Source organism: Streptomyces sp. NPDC058665, assembly GCF_042714995.1.
Taxonomy (GTDB): domain Bacteria; phylum Actinomycetota; class Actinomycetes; order Streptomycetales; family Streptomycetaceae; genus Streptomyces.
In genome coordinates, this window is sequence record NZ_JBHXRX010000105.1 from 1 (window position 1) to 17,532 (window position 17,532).

Annotated in this window: 14 protein-coding genes; 6 read left to right on the top strand and 8 right to left on the bottom strand. The window is 71.2% G+C overall.

The window, feature by feature from the left end; all coding sequences use genetic code 11:
* Nucleotides 1–122, bottom strand: a 122-nt coding sequence (locus ACFWV8_RS36645; RefSeq protein ID WP_384214597.1) for a PHP domain-containing protein, incomplete at its 3' end; no start/stop codon positions are given.
* A 271-nt stretch (nucleotides 123–393) separates the two neighbouring features.
* Here ACFWV8_RS36645 and ACFWV8_RS36650 point away from each other — a divergent pair.
* The 4 genes from ACFWV8_RS36650 to ACFWV8_RS36665 all read left to right on the top strand — a co-directional run bounded on the left by ACFWV8_RS36650 (nucleotide 394) and on the right by ACFWV8_RS36665 (nucleotide 5,242).
* On the top strand, nucleotides 394–1,728 hold the full coding sequence (locus ACFWV8_RS36650) for a DUF2252 domain-containing protein (protein WP_384214573.1): 1,335 nt from the start codon (nucleotides 394–396) through the stop codon (nucleotides 1,726–1,728).
* 64 nt (nucleotides 1,729–1,792) lie between these two features.
* Nucleotides 1,793–2,485 (top strand): hypothetical protein, encoded by a 693-nt coding sequence (locus tag ACFWV8_RS36655; protein WP_384214575.1) that lies wholly within the window; start codon nucleotides 1,793–1,795, stop codon nucleotides 2,483–2,485.
* A 303-nt stretch (nucleotides 2,486–2,788) separates the two neighbouring features.
* Nucleotides 2,789–3,604, top strand: coding sequence for a DsbA family protein (locus tag ACFWV8_RS36660; RefSeq protein ID WP_384214577.1), 816 nt, complete (start codon nucleotides 2,789–2,791; stop codon nucleotides 3,602–3,604).
* A 75-nt stretch (nucleotides 3,605–3,679) separates the two neighbouring features.
* On the top strand, nucleotides 3,680–5,242 hold the full coding sequence (locus tag ACFWV8_RS36665) for a serine/threonine-protein kinase (protein WP_384214579.1): 1,563 nt from the start codon (nucleotides 3,680–3,682) through the stop codon (nucleotides 5,240–5,242).
* A gap of 23 nt (nucleotides 5,243–5,265) precedes the next feature.
* Here the strand turns inward: ACFWV8_RS36665 and ACFWV8_RS36670 are convergent, their stop codons facing one another.
* Complete coding sequence (locus ACFWV8_RS36670) at nucleotides 5,266–5,838, bottom strand: dienelactone hydrolase family protein (protein ID WP_384214581.1); 573 nt, start codon at nucleotides 5,836–5,838, stop codon at nucleotides 5,266–5,268.
* A gap of 44 nt (nucleotides 5,839–5,882) precedes the next feature.
* Here ACFWV8_RS36670 and ACFWV8_RS36675 point away from each other — a divergent pair, with 44 nt between their 5' ends.
* Nucleotides 5,883–7,028, top strand: coding sequence for a mechanosensitive ion channel family protein (locus tag ACFWV8_RS36675; RefSeq protein ID WP_384214583.1), 1,146 nt, complete (start codon nucleotides 5,883–5,885; stop codon nucleotides 7,026–7,028).
* 70 nt (nucleotides 7,029–7,098) lie between these two features.
* On the opposite strand, the gene ACFWV8_RS36680 is transcribed toward ACFWV8_RS36675, so the two are convergent.
* From ACFWV8_RS36680 to ACFWV8_RS36705, 6 genes are all read right to left on the bottom strand, one after another.
* Nucleotides 7,099–8,685 (bottom strand): Na+/H+ antiporter, encoded by a 1,587-nt coding sequence (locus ACFWV8_RS36680; protein WP_384214585.1) that lies wholly within the window; start codon nucleotides 8,683–8,685, stop codon nucleotides 7,099–7,101.
* A 171-nt stretch (nucleotides 8,686–8,856) separates the two neighbouring features.
* Nucleotides 8,857–9,933, bottom strand: a complete 1,077-nt coding sequence (locus ACFWV8_RS36685; protein WP_384214587.1) for a glycoside hydrolase family 5 protein — start codon at nucleotides 9,931–9,933, stop codon at nucleotides 8,857–8,859.
* Nucleotides 9,934–10,108: 175 nt separating this feature from the next.
* Nucleotides 10,109–10,633, bottom strand: coding sequence for a GNAT family N-acetyltransferase (locus tag ACFWV8_RS36690; protein ID WP_384214589.1), 525 nt, complete (start codon nucleotides 10,631–10,633; stop codon nucleotides 10,109–10,111).
* Nucleotides 10,630–11,574, bottom strand: a complete 945-nt coding sequence (locus ACFWV8_RS36695; RefSeq protein WP_329388895.1) for an RluA family pseudouridine synthase — start codon at nucleotides 11,572–11,574, stop codon at nucleotides 10,630–10,632. Before ACFWV8_RS36695 ends, ACFWV8_RS36690 begins: the two co-directional genes overlap by 4 nt.
* Before the next feature lie 96 nt (nucleotides 11,575–11,670).
* A complete protein-coding gene (gene lspA, locus ACFWV8_RS36700; RefSeq protein WP_384214591.1) occupies nucleotides 11,671–12,231 on the bottom strand; it encodes a signal peptidase II in 561 nt (186 codons plus the stop codon).
* Nucleotides 12,232–12,289: 58 nt separating this feature from the next.
* Nucleotides 12,290–13,087: a TraR/DksA family transcriptional regulator gene (locus ACFWV8_RS36705; RefSeq protein WP_384214593.1), complete on the bottom strand. Its 798-nt coding sequence runs from the start codon at nucleotides 13,085–13,087 to the stop codon at nucleotides 12,290–12,292.
* Nucleotides 13,088–13,602: 515 nt separating this feature from the next.
* Here ACFWV8_RS36705 and ileS point away from each other — a divergent pair.
* Nucleotides 13,603–16,749 carry an isoleucine--tRNA ligase gene (gene ileS / locus ACFWV8_RS36710; RefSeq protein WP_384214595.1) on the top strand — a complete coding sequence of 1,049 codons (3,147 nt, stop codon included), beginning with the start codon at nucleotides 13,603–13,605 and terminating at the stop codon, nucleotides 16,747–16,749.
* The last annotated feature ends 783 nt before the right edge of the window (nucleotides 16,750–17,532 follow it).

Here is a 17,532-nt window from a genome sequence, read left to right on the forward strand (position 1 = left end):
ATCGCGATATGAGACATCCCCATCTCATCGCACGCCTTGAACATGTCCCCCAACCGCGCCGCACCATCCAGCAACGAGTACTGCGTGTGCACATGCAGGTGCGTGAACGGCGGCTTGGTCACGGCTGAGGCCTCCAGCGAACGAGCGGACGAGCGACGGGCTGCCCCCGGGGGGACAGCCCCGAAGTCTACGACCGCCCACTGACAATCGAAGCGCGTCCTGGCGATGTCCCGAGGAGTCCGGACCGGGCGTCACGAACCTCCGGGTCGACCGGCGCGGAACGGGCACGCACCGGTACGTTCGTGCGTTGCCAGTACTGACGGCGCCGTCGCCCGAGGCGGGTGGCGTGTCAGTTCATCCGCCCAGTTCGTCATGTTCCAGGAGGCACCACCGATGTCGGTCCCGCGCCCGGTCGAAGCCGCTGACCAGCAGCGAGGGGAGGAGATCCTCTCCGTGTTCGGCACCGCCTTCGGTGCCCTGCTCGCCGCTGATCCGGCGGCCTTCCAGGTCAAATTCCGCAAGATGGCCGCCTCCGCCTTCGCCTTCTACCGAGGCACGGCGTCCCTGTTCTACAACGACCTGGAGCGGGAGCAGCACGGCGGGCCGTACGTGGACGAGCGCACCGGCCGGGTCTGGATCCACGGCGATCTGCACGCCGAGAACTTCGGCACGTACATGGACGCGAACGGCCGGCTGATCTTCAACGTCAACGACTTCGACGAGGCCTATGTAGGACCGTTCACCTGGGACCTCAAGCGCCTGGCCGCCTCGCTGGCGCTGATCGGCTACACGAAGGCCCTCAGCGACGACCAGATCAGCGAGCTGGTCCGGATCTACGCCGCCGCCTACCGCGAGCGGATCCACGCGCTGGCCACGGGCGCGAAGAACGACGAGGTGCCGCCGTTCACCCTGGACACGGCGACAGGACCGCTGCTCGACGCGCTCCGCGACGCCCGCTCGCTGACCCGCTTCGGGCTGCTCGACTCGATGACCGAGATCCGTGACTTCGAGCGCCGCTTCGCCCCGGGCGGCGGCTCCATCGAGCTGGACGCGGCCACCCGCTACAAGGTCCTGGCGGCCTTCGACGGCTATCTGGAGACCCTGCCGGAGTCCAGCCTGACCCGCCCCGACTCCTACCGGGTGAAGGACGTCGTGGGGCGGCGCGGCGTCGGCATCGGCTCGGCCGGCCTGCCCTCGTACAACATCCTGCTGGAGGGCAACAGCGACGCCCTGGAGAACGACGTCGTGATCTATCTCAAGCAGGCGCAGACCCCCGCCGTCTCCCGGCACATCACCGACGAGCGGGTGCGCGGCTACTTCCAGCACGAGGGCCATCGCACGGTGATCTCGCAGCGCGCGCTCCAGGCGCACGCCGACCCGTGGCTCGGCTGGACCGAGCTGGACGGCGCGGGCCAGCTGGTCGCCGAGGTCTCCCCGTACGCGGTCGATCTCGACTGGTCGGACATCGACGACCCGGCCGAGATCGCCGCCGTCGTCGCCGACCTCGGCCGCGCGACGGCGACGATGCACGGAGCGGCGGACGACGAGAGCGGCCACTCACTGGTGCCGTTCAACACGGAGCGGGCCATCGACGCGGCGATCGCGGCGGACGAGGAGGGCTTCTCCGAGCTGCTGGTGGAATTCGCCCACAGCTACGGGGCACGGGCCCGCGCGGACCACCAGATCTTCGTGGACCTCTTCCGCAACGGACAGCTCGCCGGCGGCTGACCCCGCCCAGGGCGACGGCGGCCTTAGGGACCCCTTACGGGTTCTCGTGGCACACTCGGCGACGATGGACATATCGGCGGCACGGCTCAGGGCGCTGCGGGCGGCATTGTTCACGGCACTGGCCGTGACGCTGTCCGCCGGTTCCCATGTCCTGCTGTCGCGGGCCCCGCTGCCCCTGTCCGTCGTCGCCGTCCTGTGCGCCGTCGTGTTCCCCGTCTCGTACGCCCTGGCGGGCCGCGAGCGGGGCTTCTGGCGCATAGCGGCCCTGCTCGTCCCGCTCGAACTGGCCGCGGACACCATCTTCACCACCGGCCAGAACGTCTGTTACGGCGCCGCCGGCGGACCCGTCGCAGGCCCCCTGCGCTCCGTCGGCCTCGACGTCCTGTGCGGCGGCAGCTTCGGCTCCCCGCTGCCCGGCGTCTCGTCGGTCGCCTCGCCCGAGAGCGCGGCGGCCACCCTGCTCGGCTCGCCCGATCCCGCACTCCCGTGGCTGCTGCTCGCCACCCATGTCGCGATCGGTCTGCTCGCCGCGCTCTGGCTGCGGCGGGGCGAGGCCGCCCTGGCGGGCCTGGTCCGGGCGCTCGCCGGTTTCGCCTTCCGGCCGCTGCTGGTCGCCGTCGCGGTGGCCGGCACGGTCCGCCGTACGGTACGGCGCTTCCCGCGCCCCGCCACCCGCCCGCACACCTCCCGTACGCGCCTGTGCGCGCACTCCGTCGGACGACGGGGACCACCTCGCTCGGCCCTTCTCCCGGCCTAGGGAGTGTCTTGCCGATCTTGCCGGGCTCGCGGTCCCTGGCACGCGCGCTCGCCGCGTTGTCGTCGGTCGCCGACTCCCCCGTAGCCCCCAAGGGGGCACGGGAGGTACCCCCTCCGCGTCGTCTCCCTCCTCCGCCTTGCGATCACACGCACCAGACCCCGCTCACTGATCCGGCCTGACCGACAAGACACCCCCTAGCACCACGTCGGCAGCCGTCTCCGGCCGCCGTCCGTCCCCCGCGTGCCGGCGCGCGTCTCTTCGCGCCCGCGCGTCTCGTTCGACCCCACACGGAGTAGACCAGTCATGAGCGCACGCAACAGCAACGCCAACAAGGCCGCCGCCCGCGAGAAGCTGCGCGAGCAGCGCGAGCGGCAGGCGAAGAAGGACCGCACCCGCCGCCAGCTCGTCGTCGCCGGATCCACCGTCGCGATCCTGGCGATCGCCGGCGGTGTCGGCTTCGGGGTCGTCCAGGCGAACAAGCCCTCGCAGTGGGAGGCGGCCAAGGACGCGACGAACGTCACCGCGCCGAAGCACACCTCCGGCACGAACGGCACGACCGTCGTCATCGGCAAGCCCGAGGCGAAGAAGACCCTGGAGCTGTACGAGGACTCCCGCTGCCCGATCTGCGCGACGTTCGAGCAGCATGTCGGCGCCACGATCCAGAAAGACGTCGACGCGGGCAAGTACAAGGTCAAGTACGTCGGCGCCACGTTCATCGACAACTCGGACAACGGCGAGGGCTCGAAGAACGCGCTGTCCGCGCTGGGCGCCGCGCTCGATGTGAGCCCCGAGGCGTTCTCGGCGTACAAGGCCGCGCTCTACTCGGCGCAGAACCACCCCAGCGAGAGCGACGACAAGTTCGCCGACGACAGCGCCCTGCTGAAGATCGCCGACTCGGTCGACGGCCTCAAGGGCAACGCGGCGTTCAAGAAGAACGTCGAAAGCGGCACGTTCGACGCCTGGGCGATGAAGATGTCGGCGACGTTCGACAGCAGCGGCGTCCAGGGCACCCCGACGCTCCGCATGGACGGGAAGACGGTCACCGCGGAGGGCAGCGAGAACGCCCCGCTGACGGCGCCGGACTTCACCGCGGCGGTCACCAAGGCCCTGGCCGCGTGACGGCACCGGGTCACCGGAGCTGAGCCGAGGAGTCAGCGTACGGGCCACCCCACCGTGGCCCGTACGCTGACCCGCATGACCGGGGGCACCGAGAACAGGATCATCGACGGGCGGTTCGAGCTGCTGGAACGGCTCGGCAGCGGCGGTATGGGCACGGTGTGGCGGGCACGTGACGCCGTGCTCCATCGCGAGGTGGCGCTGAAGGAGGTCCGCTCCCCCGACCCCGCGATGACGGCGGCCACGCCCCAGAGCGCCCATGTGCCGCGTGAGCGGGTGCTGCGCGAGGCACGGGCGCTGGCGAGGATCAGCCACCCGCATGTGGTGACGATCCATCACATCGTGGACGTCGGGCCGCATCCGTGGATCGTGATGGAGCTGCTGCCCGGCGACACGCTCATGGACCGGCTCGCGCGGGGCGCGCTGCCGCCCGTGGACGCCGCCAGGATCGGCCGCCAGGTGCTGGCAGGACTGCGGGCCGCTCACGCGGTCGGCATCCAGCACCGCGACGTGAAGCCCGCGAACGTCATGCTGCGCGAGGACGGCGGCGCGGTGCTCACCGACTTCGGCATCGCGGCCCTCCAGGGCTCGACCTCCCTCACGGCGACCGGCGAACTGGTCGGCTCGCCCGAGTACTTCGCCCCGGAGCGCATTCGCGGCCACGGCGACGACCCCGCGTCCGACCTGTGGTCGCTGGGGGTGACGCTGTACGTCTGTGTGGAGGGCGTCAGTCCGCTGCGCCGTGCCACGACCCTGGCCACGCTCGCCGCCGTACTGGACGAGCCCGTTCCGCCGCCCGTACGGTCCGGGCCCCTCACCCCCGTACTGAACGCGCTGCTGGTACGCGACCCGGCCGCGCGGCCCGACGCCGCCCAGCTGGATCGGATGCTGGCCCAGGTCGAGGCGGGCGTGACACCGCACTGGGAGCTGCCGACCCTCATCGCCCCCGCGCCGCCCCGGGCTCCGGTCCCGGATCCCCGGGTGGCGCTCGCCCGGTCCGGCGGCTCGCACCCCGTGGCGGACGACGGGGTCACCACGCGGCACCGGCCGGCTCCCCCCGCGCGGAGCGGCCGTACGCCGATGGTCGTCGCGGCCGTCGCCGTGGCCGTCGCGCTCGTGGCGGCGACCGCGCTGGCCATCTCGCTCCAGGACGATTCCGGCTCACCGTCCGCCGGGAAGTCCCCCGGGGCGTCGACGGACCCGCGGAGCCCCGACGTGAAGTCGCCCTCGCCGACGCCTTCCGCCGCGGTCGACAGCGAGACGGGGGACGAGGACAGCGACGACGACGAACCGTCCGGCGACGACCTGACCGGCAACTGGGTCGCCCAGCTCGCCTCCACCGAGAAGTCCGCGGGCACCGCCGCCCGCGACAAACAGGCCGCCGCCCTGCGCGACAGGGGCATCGCCAACGCGCGCTATCTGGACAGCGACGACCATGCCTCGCTGAGGCCGGGCTACTGGATGTTCTACGTCTCCGGCTTCAACAGCGGCGAGCACGCCGTCGACTGGTGCCGCACCCGCGGTCTGGACACGAACGGCGCCTGCGTCGGCCGCTACATCAGCGACGAGGCGACCGACAGCATGTATCTGTGCGGCCCGGCCACCGGCGGGCGCACCACGGGCCGCTGCACCCGCGGCTGACGGACCAACACCGACTCCGCGTGCTAGGCCAGCGACTCGATGAACGCCAGCCCCGTGGCCCAGGTCTGCTCCGCCGCCGGCTCGTCGTAGTCCGGCAGGTCCACGTCGGTGTAGAGGTGCCCGACGCCCGGGTACCGGTAGATCTCCACGTCCGCCCCGATCTCCCGCATGCGCAGGTACCAGGTGTTCAGCCAGTCGTGCGGCTCGGCCACGTCCGGGTCGGCGACATGCAGCTGTACGGGCAGGTCGTCCACCGACGCGTTCGCGGCGATGTCCGACGTGCCGTGCATCAGCAGCAGCCCGCGGGCCTTCGAGTCCCCCAGCGCGAGCGTCTGCGCGACGGACCCGCCGAAGGAGAATCCCGCGTACACCAGACCGCGTTCCGAGTAGGGGGCCACGGCGAGGACGGCGCGCCTCAGCAGCTCGTCGGAACCGATCTTGTCCTTGAGCGCCCTGCCCTCCTCGACCGTCTCGGCGGTTTGGCCCTCGAAGAGGTCGGGCACGTGCACGTGGTGTCCGGCAGCGCGCAGCCGTTCGGCTCCCGCGTGCACCGCCGGGCGCAGGCCGTGGGCCGAATGAAAGAGAACGACGTCCATCCGCCCATCCTGCCAGGTGGGCCCCCTCGTCCGAATCCGGAGCCATGGAGAACGTACTGCGACCGTTGACCGTGCTGGGTGGCGCTGTCGTCCTGACTCTGCTGCTCGGCTGGGCCGTCGACCTGATGCTGCGCCGCGCGGACGCCCGGCACGCCGAGACCCCGCTGTGGGGGCTGCTCCGGCGCTGCCGGCTGCCGCTCCAGGTCGTCGTCCTCACCGTGCTGCTGTTCGCCACGTACGGCGAGACGCGCTGGGCGGCCGTCGAGAACCACGAGACCGGTGTCGGCCGCGTGCTGACGCTGGTCCTGATCGGTGCCGGTGCCTGGCTGGTCGTGCGCATCGTGTCGGCCGTCGTGGAGTCGACGTACGCCCGCTACGCGACGTCGGCCCGCGACCTGGCGAAGGTCCGCCGGGTCCGTACGCAGGTCACGCTCATCATGCGGATCGTGACGGCGGTGGTCGTCGTGGTGGCGGTCGCCGCGATCCTGCTCACCTTCCCGAGCATGCGGACCATCGGTACGTCGATGCTCGCCTCCGCAGGCATCATCGGCATCGTCGCGGGCGTCGCGGCGCAATCCACGCTCGGCAATCTCTTCGCCGGATTCCAGATCGCCTTCGGCGACATGGTGCGGCTCGGCGACACGGTCGTGGTGGACGGCGAGTGGGGTGTGGTGGAGGAGGTCACGCTCACGTTCCTCGCGGTACGCACCTGGGACGAGCGCCGGATCACGATGCCGGTGTCGTACTTCACGAGCAAGCCGTTCGAGAACTGGTCGCGCGGCGGGGTCCAGATGACCGGCACCGTCTTCCTCCAGCTCGACCACTCCGCGCCGGTGAAGCTGATGCGCGAGAAGCTGCACGAGATCCTTCAGGACTGCGCGGCCTGGGACGGCCGCGACTGGAGTCTGGCCGTCACCGACACCACCCCGAGCACCATCGAGGTGCGGGCCGTCGTCACCGCGAAGGACGCGGACGACATCTGGACGGCGCGCTGCACCGTACGGGAGCAGCTGATCGCATGGCTGGCCGCTGAGCATCCGTACGCGCTGCCGCGGATCGCGACCGCGCGGGCCGCGGTGCTCCCGGCCCCGGGGAGGAACGGCGCGGCGGGCGATGCCGGACCGCACCACGAGCCCGACCCGGCGCTGACGGAGAACGCCGACGGGGACCCGCGCGCGGGCCGGGGCTGACGGCGGGTCAGGCGAATTCGGCAGGTCGGGCAGGTCGCGTCAGGTCCCGCGGAACCGCCGGTCGCCGCGTTCAGCGCAGGCTGCGTACGTCCAGATATCTGAGCACCCGGTCCACCACTTCCGGATTCGCGTTGGGTTCGCCGCGCGCCGCCAGGACCTCGTGCCGGGCCGCCGACATCATCTCGCGCTGGATCCGCTGCGTGGTCCTGATCCGCTGTCCGCGCTTGGCGAACCAGTCGCGCCGCTCCTCGTCGACCACGTCCGGGCTGATGCGCGCCCCGATGTCGTACGCCCCGCGCGCCAGCCGCTCGCTCAGCTCCTCGGGCAGGTCCTCGACCTCCTCGATCTCCTTGAGGCGGCGCTTGGCCGCCTTGGCGGCGCGGACGGCCAGCTCGTGCTCGAAGCCGCGTTCGGCCTCGGTGTCGGCGCGTACGCCGAGGACCTTAACCAGCCACGGCAGGGTGAGTCCCTGGAAGACGAGCGTCGTCATGATGACGGCGAAGGCGATGAAGATGATCGTGTCGCGGCCGGGGAAGGGTGACCCGTCGTCGGTCTCCAGCGGGATGGCCAGCGCCAGCGCGACCGAGGCCACCCCGCGCATCCCGGCCCACCACATGACGACGGTCTCCCGCCAGCTGACCGGGATCTCCTCGTCGTAGTCCCGGAGTTTGTGCAGCCGTTTGGTGACCCACACCGCCGGGAGCAGCCACACCAGCCGTACGAGGACCACGACCCCGACGACGGCGCCCGACCAGGCGAGCATCTGCCCCGTGTGGCCCTCGGCCGCACCGAGGGCGTTGTGGAGTTCGAGCCCGACGAGGCCGAAGGCGATGCCGGTGACGAGGATGTCGATGATCTCCCAGAAGGTGTTCCCGGCCAGCCGTCCCATCACGTCGTCGGCGTCGGCGGAGTGCTCGGCGAGGAAGAGGGCGGTGGTCAGGACGGCGAGGACACCGGAGCCGTGCAGTTCCTCGGCGATGACATAGCTGACGAAGGGCACCAGGAGGGTGAGACCGACCTGGAGGGGCGCGTCGCCGAGCAGCGCCATGAGCTTGTTGGAGAGCCACCCGAGGGCCACTCCCACGGCGATCGCGACGACGGCGGAGAGCACGAGCGTCCCGGCCGCCCCCGGCCAGGAGAAGCTGCCGCCGACCACCGCGCCGATGGCCACGTGGTAGAGCACGATCGCGGTGACGTCGTTGAACAGCCCCTCGCCCTCCAGGATGGAGACGAGCCTCCGGGGCAGTCCGAGCGAGCCGGCGACGGCGGTCGCGGCGACCGGGTCCGGCGGCGCGACGAGTGCGCCGAGGACGAACGCGGCGGCGATCGGCACTCCGGGGACGACGGAGTTGGCCACGCTCGCCACCGTCGCCATGGTGACGAGGACCAGCGCCACGGCGAGCAGCAGGATCGGCCGCACGTTGGCGGTGAACTGCCGCCAGGAGGTGCGCTGTACGGCCGCGTAGAGCAGGGGCGGCAGCAGAAGCGGGAGGATGAGGTCCGGCGGCACGTCGACGTTCGGTACGAAGGGCAGCAGCGCCAGGACGATCCCGAAGATGGTCATCAGCACGGGCGGCGGCAGGTTGAGCCGCTCCCCCAGCGGCACCGTCACCACGGCGCCCAGCAACAGCACGAGCAGCAGCGCCAACTGGGCCACGGTGCGCCCTCCGGAGTCGTGAGCCCTGACGATCAAGGCCTCTCAACCCTGCCACGCGTGGACTCCGAAGCCGGCGAGGCTGTGGCGACGCGGTGCTCCTCGCGGCCCGCTTACGGGCCGCGAGGAGACGTTCCGGCGGTGCGCGCGGGCTTCACCCGCGCGCGGCCGTCGCTACTCGCGGATCCGGTCGCGGATCCAGACCCCGGCCTCCTTGAGCACACCGGTACCCGAGAAGTTGCCGGCGTTGCAGGAGCCTTCCTTGAAGACGGCTCCGGAGCGGTGGTCGTCGGAGTAGTTCCAGTTGGTCCAGGAGATGTTCTTCCGCTTCATCAGGTCGAGGAAGCGCTGCGACTGGCCGAAGTCGTTGGCGCCCTCGCCCGCGTAGTTCTGGGTGCCGAACTCGGTGACGAAGACGGGCAGTCGGTCCGACGCCCGGTCGAGCGCGGCCAGGTACTCGTCCCGGTGCGACGCGGCGTAGAAGTGGAACGTGTACATGATGTTGGAGGCGTTGACGGGGTTGTTCACGACCTCCTTCTCGTCGGCGCCGTCGGAGACGCCGAACGAGGACCAGGCGCGCGTGCCGACGAGGACGACGGCGTCGGGGTCCTGCGCCCGGATGACCGGAATGATCTTCTCGGCGTACGACTTGACGGTCGCCCAGCTCACGTCGGACGGCTCGTTGGCGATCTCGTAGAGGACACCGGGGCTGTCCTTGTACTTCTTCGCCATCGCGGTGAAGAAGGTCTTCGCCCGCTCCAGGTTGAAGTTGGGGTCGCCGGGGCTGAGCATGTGCCAGTCGATGACCGCGTACATCCCGCGCTGGTTCGCGCCGTCCACGAACTTCTGGGCGAGGGAGGTGAATCGCTGGGGGTCGGTCTCGTAGCCGCCCTCCTGTACGTACGTGGAGACGCGCAGCACATCGGCCCGCCACTCGTTGGCGAGGACATCGAGCGAGCCGTCGGTGACGCACTGGGAGTACCACTGGGTCCCGTGCGTGCTCATGCCGCGCAACTGGACGGCCTGGCCCTGGCTGTTGCAGAGGCGGGTGCCACAGACCTTGAGCCGGCCGTTGTCGCTGATGGGCGAGGCCACACCCGCGGCGGACGCGGGGGCGGTGCCTGTGTTCGTGGTGGCGGCGCCGGCTCTCATGGGGGACAGCATGGCGGTCATGATGCCGAGCGCGGACAGGGCGAGGAGCGCTCGGCGACCGCGCCGTGCTCGGGTGTGGGGGACGGGGTGCTGGGACATGGGGTGGTGCTCCCTTCGGGTGGGGTCCGGTGCGGGAGATCGACTGTCAGAGGCATGACAGCAAGTGAGTGAAAGTTAAGGTTGTTTCCAATCACCGTCAAGAGTGTTGGGAAAGTTTCCTAACGATTGCCGCGCGGACCGCGCCCACGCTCACCTCACAGGCCCGGCACCCCCGCTACAGCGCGCGGCGCATCCCGCGGTGCGGGATCCCCACGGACTCGTACTCCGGGCCGTACGCCTCGTAACCCAGCCGCTCGTAGAACCCCAGCGCACGCGTCTGCGCGTGCAGATCCACCACGAGCAACCCGCGCTCGCGCGCCAGGTCCTCCACGGCCCTCACCAGCGCGACACCGACCCGCAGGCCCCGCGCCTCCTTCACCACCGCGAGCCGGCCGAGCGAGCCGACCGTGGGATCGCCGTCGGTCCGGTCCGCCGCCTCCGGCCCGTACAGCAGCCTCGACGTGCCGAGCGGCACCCCGTCGTCCCGCACCGCGAGCACATGCGCGGCGGCGGCGCCGAGAGCGTCGTGGTAGTCGAACTCCAGGTCATCGGGCACCTGTTGCTCCGCGACGAACACCTGTCTGCGGACCGCGAAACACGCCTCGCGGTCGGCCGCGCCGGCCGCGGACCGAATCTCGTACGCCAGACCGCCGAGGCCCGCGGCGGCTCCGGCCGCGGCGGTGACATCCCCCAGGGTCATACGTTGCTCTCGGCGCGGACCTTGTCCAGCGCGTTCTGCAGATCGTCCGGGTACGTGCTCTCGAACTCCACCCACCGGCCGTCCGACGGATGCTCGAAGCCCAGCCTCATCGCGTGCAGCCACTGCCGGGTCAGCCCCAGCCGCTTGGCCAGCGTCGGGTCGGCGCCGTACGTCAGGTCGCCCACGCACGGGTGGCGGTGGGCCGCCATGTGCACCCGGATCTGGTGCGTGCGGCCCGTCTCCAGCTTGATGTCCAGCAGCGAGGCGGACCGGAAGGCCTCGATCAGGTCGTAGTGCGTGACGGAGGGCTTGCCCTCGGCGGTCACGGCGAACTTGTAGTCATGGTTCGGGTGCCGCCCGATCGGGGCGTCGATGGTCCCGCTCATCGGGTCCGGATGCCCCTGCACCAGCGCGTGGTAGCGCTTGTCGACGGTCCGCTCCTTGAACTGCGCCTTGAGCGAGGTGTACGCGCGCTCCGACTTGGCCACGGCCATCAGCCCGGAGGTGCCGACATCCAGCCGGTGCACAACGCCCTGCCGCTCGGCGGCGCCGGACGTCGAGACGCGGTAACCGGCCGCGGCGAGCCCGCCGATGACGGTCGTGCCCGTCCAGCCGGGGCTCGGGTGCGCTGCCACGCCGACGGGCTTGACGACCACGACGATGTCGTCGTCGTCGTACACGATCTCCATGCCCTCGACCGGCTCGGCCACCACACGCACCGGGGCGGCGGGCGCGGGCATCTCGACCTCCAGCCAGGCGCCGCCGCGGACCCGTTCGGACTTGGCGACCACAGCGCCGTCGACCTGCACCTTGCCGGCGGCGGCCAGCTCGGCCGCCTTCGTACGGGAAAACCCGAACATGCGGGCGATGGCGGCGTCGACGCGCTCACCTTCGAGGCCGTCGGGAACGGGCAGGGTGCGGATATCGGGAACGGTGCTCACCCGTCGAGTATGCCTTGCCCGCACGGCCCGGCCGCCCACGGACGGCCTCCCGGGCCCCGGGACGGAGCCTCGGTTCCGGGCCGGAGCGCCCCGGCCTCAGTCGCGGTGGACGGTCCCGTCGGGGTCGAGCCCCCGGAAGGAGAGGATCACGATCAGGAAGCCGCCGCACACGATCGCGGAGTCGGCGAGATTGAACACCGCGAAGTTCGCCGGCGCGATGAAGTCGACCACGGCGCCCTTGAACACTCCGGGCTCACGGAAGATCCGGTCGGTGAGATTGCCGAGCGCCCCACCGAGCAGCAGACCGAGCGCCACGGCCCACGGCCCGCTGTAGAGCTTGCGGGCCAGCCGCGCGATCACCACGATCACGGTCGCCGCGACGAACGTGAAGAAGACGGTGTACGCCTCGCCAATACCGAAGGCCGCGCCCGCGTTGCGCACCGCCTCGAACTTCAGCAGATCGCCGACGACATTGATCGGATCGTGATGCTCCAGCCTCGCCACCACGAGCATCTTGCTGCCGAGGTCGAGCAGATAGGCGACCAATGCCACGGAGAAGAGCGCGACGATCTTGCGCTTTCCCCTGACCGGAACGGCGGGAGCCGCGCCCTCGTCGTCAAGATCCGGCGTACCGATGACGCGCTCCGCCTCTGCCACGTGAGTCCCTCAAGTTAGATCCCGATTAGGGTCGAGGGTACGGCACCCACGTACGGCCTCAGCCGCGCCGTTCCTGCTTCTGCTTGTCCTCGACACACAGCGTGGCCCGCGGGAACGCCTGCATCCTGGCCTTGCCGATCGGCTTCCCGCAGACCTCGCAGAGGCCGTACGTACCGGCGTCGAGGCGCAGCAGCGCCCGCTCCGTCTGCTCCACCATCTCGCGCGCGTTCGCGGCGAGGGACATCTCGTGCTCGCGGGTGATGTTCTTGGTGCCGGTGTCGGCGTCGTCGTCCCCCGCGCCGTCGCCGGAGTCCCGCATCAGACCGGCGAGCGCCTGCTCGGACGAGGAGATCTCGGCGTTCAGCCGGGCCGCCTCGCTCTCCAGACCGGTCCGCGCCTCGGCGACCTCCTCCTCCGTCCACGGGTCCTCGCCGGGCCGTACGGGGAGCTCCCCGGCCGGTGTGGTGCCGCGCACCGGGGGCACCGCGGTCGCCGTGGCGCCCGGGGCCGCCGATCCCTTGCCCGCTGTCTTCTTCGCTGCCACCGTCTTGGCTCCCGTCTGTTCCGCGGCCTCGGCCGCCCCCTCGGCCGCGGACGCGGCCTCTTTCGCGGCCTTCTTGGCGGCGGCCTTCTCAGGAGGCGCCGTCTTCCTGGCCGCGGTCTTCTTCGCAGGTGCCTGGTGCTCCGGCTCGGAAGCGGCGGTCTCCTCCGCGTCCGGTGCGTGCGTCGCCGGTGTCTCTCGCTCCGGTGCCTCGGTCGCCGACGTCTTCTTGGCAGCCGCCTTCTCGGCCGCTGACTTCTTCACAGCCGCTTTCTTGGCCGCTGTCTTCTTCGCGGCGGTCTTTTTCGCCACCATGGCCGCGGCCCCTTCACATTTTGTGATCTTGCACGCGAGTCGTGCTGGGACGATAAATCGACACCAGCCACGCGGCAACGGGGCACGCCGCCGGTGGGACCCGCCTCCGCCGGTGACAAGGCGAGCCTCCATCCGTTGTGCCCAGCTCCCCGCCGGGTAATCCGCCGCACGGGCCACTCCGGGAAGTCCACTCGGCCCGCCGGACCATTCGGGTCACCGTCGGGGCCTTACAATGGGCCGAGCGAGAGGCGTGGATGGGGACGAGTAGCTCCGAGAGCGGCCATGAGCGACCCGGGGACGGTGCGAGCCCGGGGGCAGAGCGCGGAGTGAAGCATCACCCCGGAGCCGCCGGAAGAAAGCCCTGGCAGTACGCGGGGCCGTAGACCCGGCAGCGCGACCCCAATGAGGGGGCCGAGGGCGGCCACGCCCGGGGCCAAGGAGGGTGGTACCGCGGGAGCCGCAGGCTCTCGTCCCTCCGACGGAGATGCCGCAGTTCCGTTGGAGGAGTTTCGTCCATGACGCCACCGCAGTACAGCCAGGTGCCCGCCCAGGTCGACCTGCCCGCGCTGGAGCACGCCGTGCTCGCCTTCTGGCGCGAGAACAAGGTCTTCGACAAGAGCCTGGAGCGGTCGGAGGGCCGCCCCGAGTGGGTCTTCTACGAAGGCCCGCCGACGGCGAACGGCATGCCCGGCGCGCACCACATCGAGGCCCGCGTCTTCAAGGACGTCTTCCCGCGCTTCCGTACGATGCGCGGCTACCACGTCGCGCGCAAGGCCGGCTGGGACTGTCACGGCCTGCCCGTGGAGATCGCCGTCGAGAAGGAGCTGGGCTTCACCGGCAAGCAGGACATCGAGAAGTACGGCATCGCGGAGTTCAACGACAAGTGCCGCGAGTCCGTGACCCGGCACACGGACGCCTTCGCCGAGCTGACGACCCGCATGGGGTACTGGGTCGATCTGGACGACGCGTACCAGACGATGAACCCGGAGTACATCGAATCCGTCTGGTGGTCGCTGAAGGAGATCTTCAACAAAGGGCTGCTCGTCCAGGACCACCGCGTCGCCCCCTGGTGCCCGCGCGACCAGACGAGCCTGTCGGACCACGAGCTCGCCCAGGGCTACGAGACGATCGTCGACCCGTCCGTCTTCGTCCGCTTCCCGCTGACCTCGGGCCCGCTCGCGGGCGAGGCGGCGCTGCTCGTGTGGACTACCACGCCCTGGACGCTGGTGTCCAACACCGCGGTCGCCGCGCACCCCGATGTCACCTACGTCGTCGCGACGAACGGCACCGAGAAGCTCGTCGTCGCCGAACCGCTGGTGGAGAAGGCGCTCGGCGACGAGGGCTGGGAGCTGACGGGCGAGCGGTTCACCGGCCGGGAGATGGAGCGGTGGACGTACGAGCGTCCGTTCTCGCTCATCGACTTCCCCGAGGGCACCGAGGCGCACTACGTCGTCAACGCGGAGTACGTGACGACCGAGGACGGTACGGGTCTGGTCCACCAGTCCCCCGCGTTCGGCGCCGACGACCTGGTGGTCTGCAAGGCGTACGGCCTGCCGGTGGTCAACCCGGTGCGTCCCGACGGCACGTTCGAGCCGGAGGTACCGCTCGTCGGCGGTGTCTTCTTCAAGAAGGCGGACGAGGCGCTCACCGCGGACCTGGACGCGCGCGGGCTGCTGCTGCGTCATGTGCCGTACGAGCACAGCTATCCGCACTGCTGGCGCTGCCACACGGCCCTCCTCTACTACGCGCAGCCGTCCTGGTACATCCGTACAACCGCCGTCAAGGACCGCCTCCTCGCGGAGAACGAGAAGACCAACTGGTTCCCGGACTCGGTCAAGCACGGCCGCTACGGCGACTGGCTGGACAACAACGTCGACTGGTCCCTGTCCCGCAACCGGTACTGGGGCACGCCGCTGCCCATCTGGCAGTGCGAGGAGGGGCACCTCACCTGCGTGGGCTCACGCGCCGAACTGACCGAGCTGAGCGGCGAGGACCAGTCGTCGCTCGACCCGCACCGCCCGTTCATCGACGCGGTGACGTTCCCCTGCCCGACGTGCGGGGAGAGCGCGACGCGCGTGCCCGAGGTCATCGACGCCTGGTACGACTCCGGTTCGATGCCGTTCGCGCAGTGGGGGTACCCGCACCGGAACAAGGACCTCTTCGAGAAGCGCTACCCGGCGCAGTTCATCTCGGAGGCCATCGACCAGACGCGCGGGTGGTTCTACACGCTGATGGCCGTGGGCACCCTCGTCTTCGACAAGTCGAGCTACGAGAACGTGGTCTGCCTCGGGCACATCCTCGCCGAGGACGGCCGGAAGATGTCCAAGCACCTGGGCAACACCCTGGAGCCGATCCCGCTGATGGACAAGCACGGGGCGGACGCGGTGCGTTGGTTCATGGCGGCGGGCGGGTCGCCGTGGGCGGCGCGGCGGGTCGGTGACTCGACGATCCAGGAGGTCGTCCGCAAGACGCTGCTGACGTACTGGAACACGGTCGCCTTTCAGGCGCTGTACGCGCGCACGTCCGGCTGGTCGCCGTCCGCGGCCGACCCGGCGCCGGCGGAGCGGTCCGTACTGGACCGCTGGCTGCTGAGCGAGCTGCACGCGCTGGTGGACCAGAGCACGAAGGCGATGGACGCGTACGACACCCAGCGGGTCGGCAAGCTGCTGTCGGCGTTCGTCGACGACCTGTCCAACTGGTACGTACGCCGCTCACGCCGCCGCTTCTGGCAGGGCGACAAGTCGGCGCTGCGGACGCTGCACGAGGTGGTCGAGACGGTGACGCGTCTGATGGCGCCGCTCACCCCGTTCATCACCGAGCGGGTCTGGCAGGACCTGGTCGTACCGGTCACGCCCGGGGCACCGGAGTCGGTGCATCTGTCGTCCTGGCCGGAGGCGGACCTGTCGGCGGTCGACCCCGCGCTGTCGCGCCAAATGGCGCTGGTACGGCGGCTGGTGGAGCTGGGCCGCGCGACGCGGGCGGAGTCGGGCGTCAAGACGCGCCAGCCGCTGTCGCGGGCGCTGGTCGCGGCGGCGGGCTTCGAGACGCTGTCGCCGGAGCTGCGGGCGCAGATCACCGACGAGCTGAACGTCTCGTCGCTGGCGGCGCTTTCGGAGGTCGGCGGCTCGTTGGTCGACACGACGGCGAAGGCGAACTTCCGGGCGCTGGGCAAGCGATTCGGCAAGGGTGTCCAGGCGGTGGCGAAGGCGGTCGCGGACGCGGACGCTGCGGCGCTGTCCGCGGCGCTGCGTGAGGGGACGGCGTCGGTCACGGTCGACGGCGAACCGGTCTCGCTGGCACCGGACGAGGTGATCATCACGGAGACGCCCCGCGAGGGCTGGTCGGTCGCGTCCGACTCGGGCGCGACGGTGGCGCTGGACCTGGAGATCACCCCGGAACTCCGCCTGGCGGGCCTGGCGCGCGACGCGATCCGGCTGATCCAGGAGGCGCGCAAGAACAGCGGCCTGGATGTCGCGGACCGTATCGCGGTCCGCTGGTCGACGACGACGGAGGAGACCCGGACGGCACTGTCGACGCACGCGTCGCTGATCTCGGACGAGGTCCTGGCGCTCGACTTCACCCCGGCACCACCGGACGCGAGTTTCGGCCCCCCGTTCACGGACGAGGGTCTCTCCCTCACGTTCCACCTCCGCAAGGCCTGACCCCGGGGGTGCTTTCCCCCAACCCCGCCCCTTCCCGAAACCGGGGGCGGGGCCCCCGGCCCCCCAGGGCCCTCGGCCCTGCGGGCCGGGCCGGGGGACCGATGGCTACCGAGGCCCGGGACCCAGGCTGGCAGCCGGGCAGCGGCTAACCGCGCCGCCCCGGCCCGCAAGCCGCACACCCCGCCGCACAGCGGCGACCCCACCCTGGCCCGCCAGGCCGAACGCCCAGCCCCACAGCGGCAATCAACCCACCCCGGCCCGCAGGGCCCGGGGGCCGCACCCGGCCAGCAGGCCCAACGACCCGCCGCACAGCGGCAGGCCCGGTCTCTCCAGCCCGCCAGGCCGAACGCCCGGCCGCAAGGCCCGGGGCCCGCACCCGGCCCGCAAGCCGAACACCCCGCCACACAACGGCGAACCCGCCCGCCCGGCCCGCAGGGCCGTGGGGCCTGAGGGGTCCAGGGGCCCCGCCGCGCAGCGGCAAACAACCCCGGCCGCAAGGCCCGGGGGCCGCACCCGGCCCGCAAGCCGAACACCCCGCCACACAGCGGCGAACCCGCCCGCCCGGCCCGCAGGGCCGTGGGGCCTGGGGGGTCCGGCCGCGCAGCGGCAAACAACCCCGGCCGCGAGGCCCGGGGGCCGCACCCGGCCCGCGAGCCGAACACCCCGCCACACAGCGGCGAACCCGGCCGCCCGGCCCGCAGGGCCGTGGGGCCTGAGGGGTCCAGGGCCCGCCGCGCAGCGGCAAACAACCCAACCCGGCCCGCAGGGCCCGGGGGCCGCACC

Coding starts and splice junctions, on each gene's coding strand:
- ACFWV8_RS36670 (WP_384214581.1), bottom strand. CDS start 5,838: ATGGACGTCGTTCTCTTTCATTCGGCCCACGGCCTGCGCCCGGCGGTG.
- ACFWV8_RS36660 (WP_384214577.1), top strand. CDS start 2,789: ATGAGCGCACGCAACAGCAACGCCAACAAGGCCGCCGCCCGCGAGAAG.
- ACFWV8_RS36705 (WP_384214593.1), bottom strand. CDS start 13,087: ATGGTGGCGAAAAAGACCGCCGCGAAGAAGACAGCGGCCAAGAAAGCG.
- ACFWV8_RS36650 (WP_384214573.1), top strand. CDS start 394: ATGTCGGTCCCGCGCCCGGTCGAAGCCGCTGACCAGCAGCGAGGGGAG.
- ACFWV8_RS36655 (WP_384214575.1), top strand. CDS start 1,793: ATGGACATATCGGCGGCACGGCTCAGGGCGCTGCGGGCGGCATTGTTC.
- ileS (WP_384214595.1), top strand. CDS start 13,603: ATGACGCCACCGCAGTACAGCCAGGTGCCCGCCCAGGTCGACCTGCCC.
- ACFWV8_RS36685 (WP_384214587.1), bottom strand. CDS start 9,933: ATGTCCCAGCACCCCGTCCCCCACACCCGAGCACGGCGCGGTCGCCGA.
- ACFWV8_RS36690 (WP_384214589.1), bottom strand. CDS start 10,633: ATGACCCTGGGGGATGTCACCGCCGCGGCCGGAGCCGCCGCGGGCCTC.
- ACFWV8_RS36675 (WP_384214583.1), top strand. CDS start 5,883: ATGGAGAACGTACTGCGACCGTTGACCGTGCTGGGTGGCGCTGTCGTC.
- ACFWV8_RS36665 (WP_384214579.1), top strand. CDS start 3,680: ATGACCGGGGGCACCGAGAACAGGATCATCGACGGGCGGTTCGAGCTG.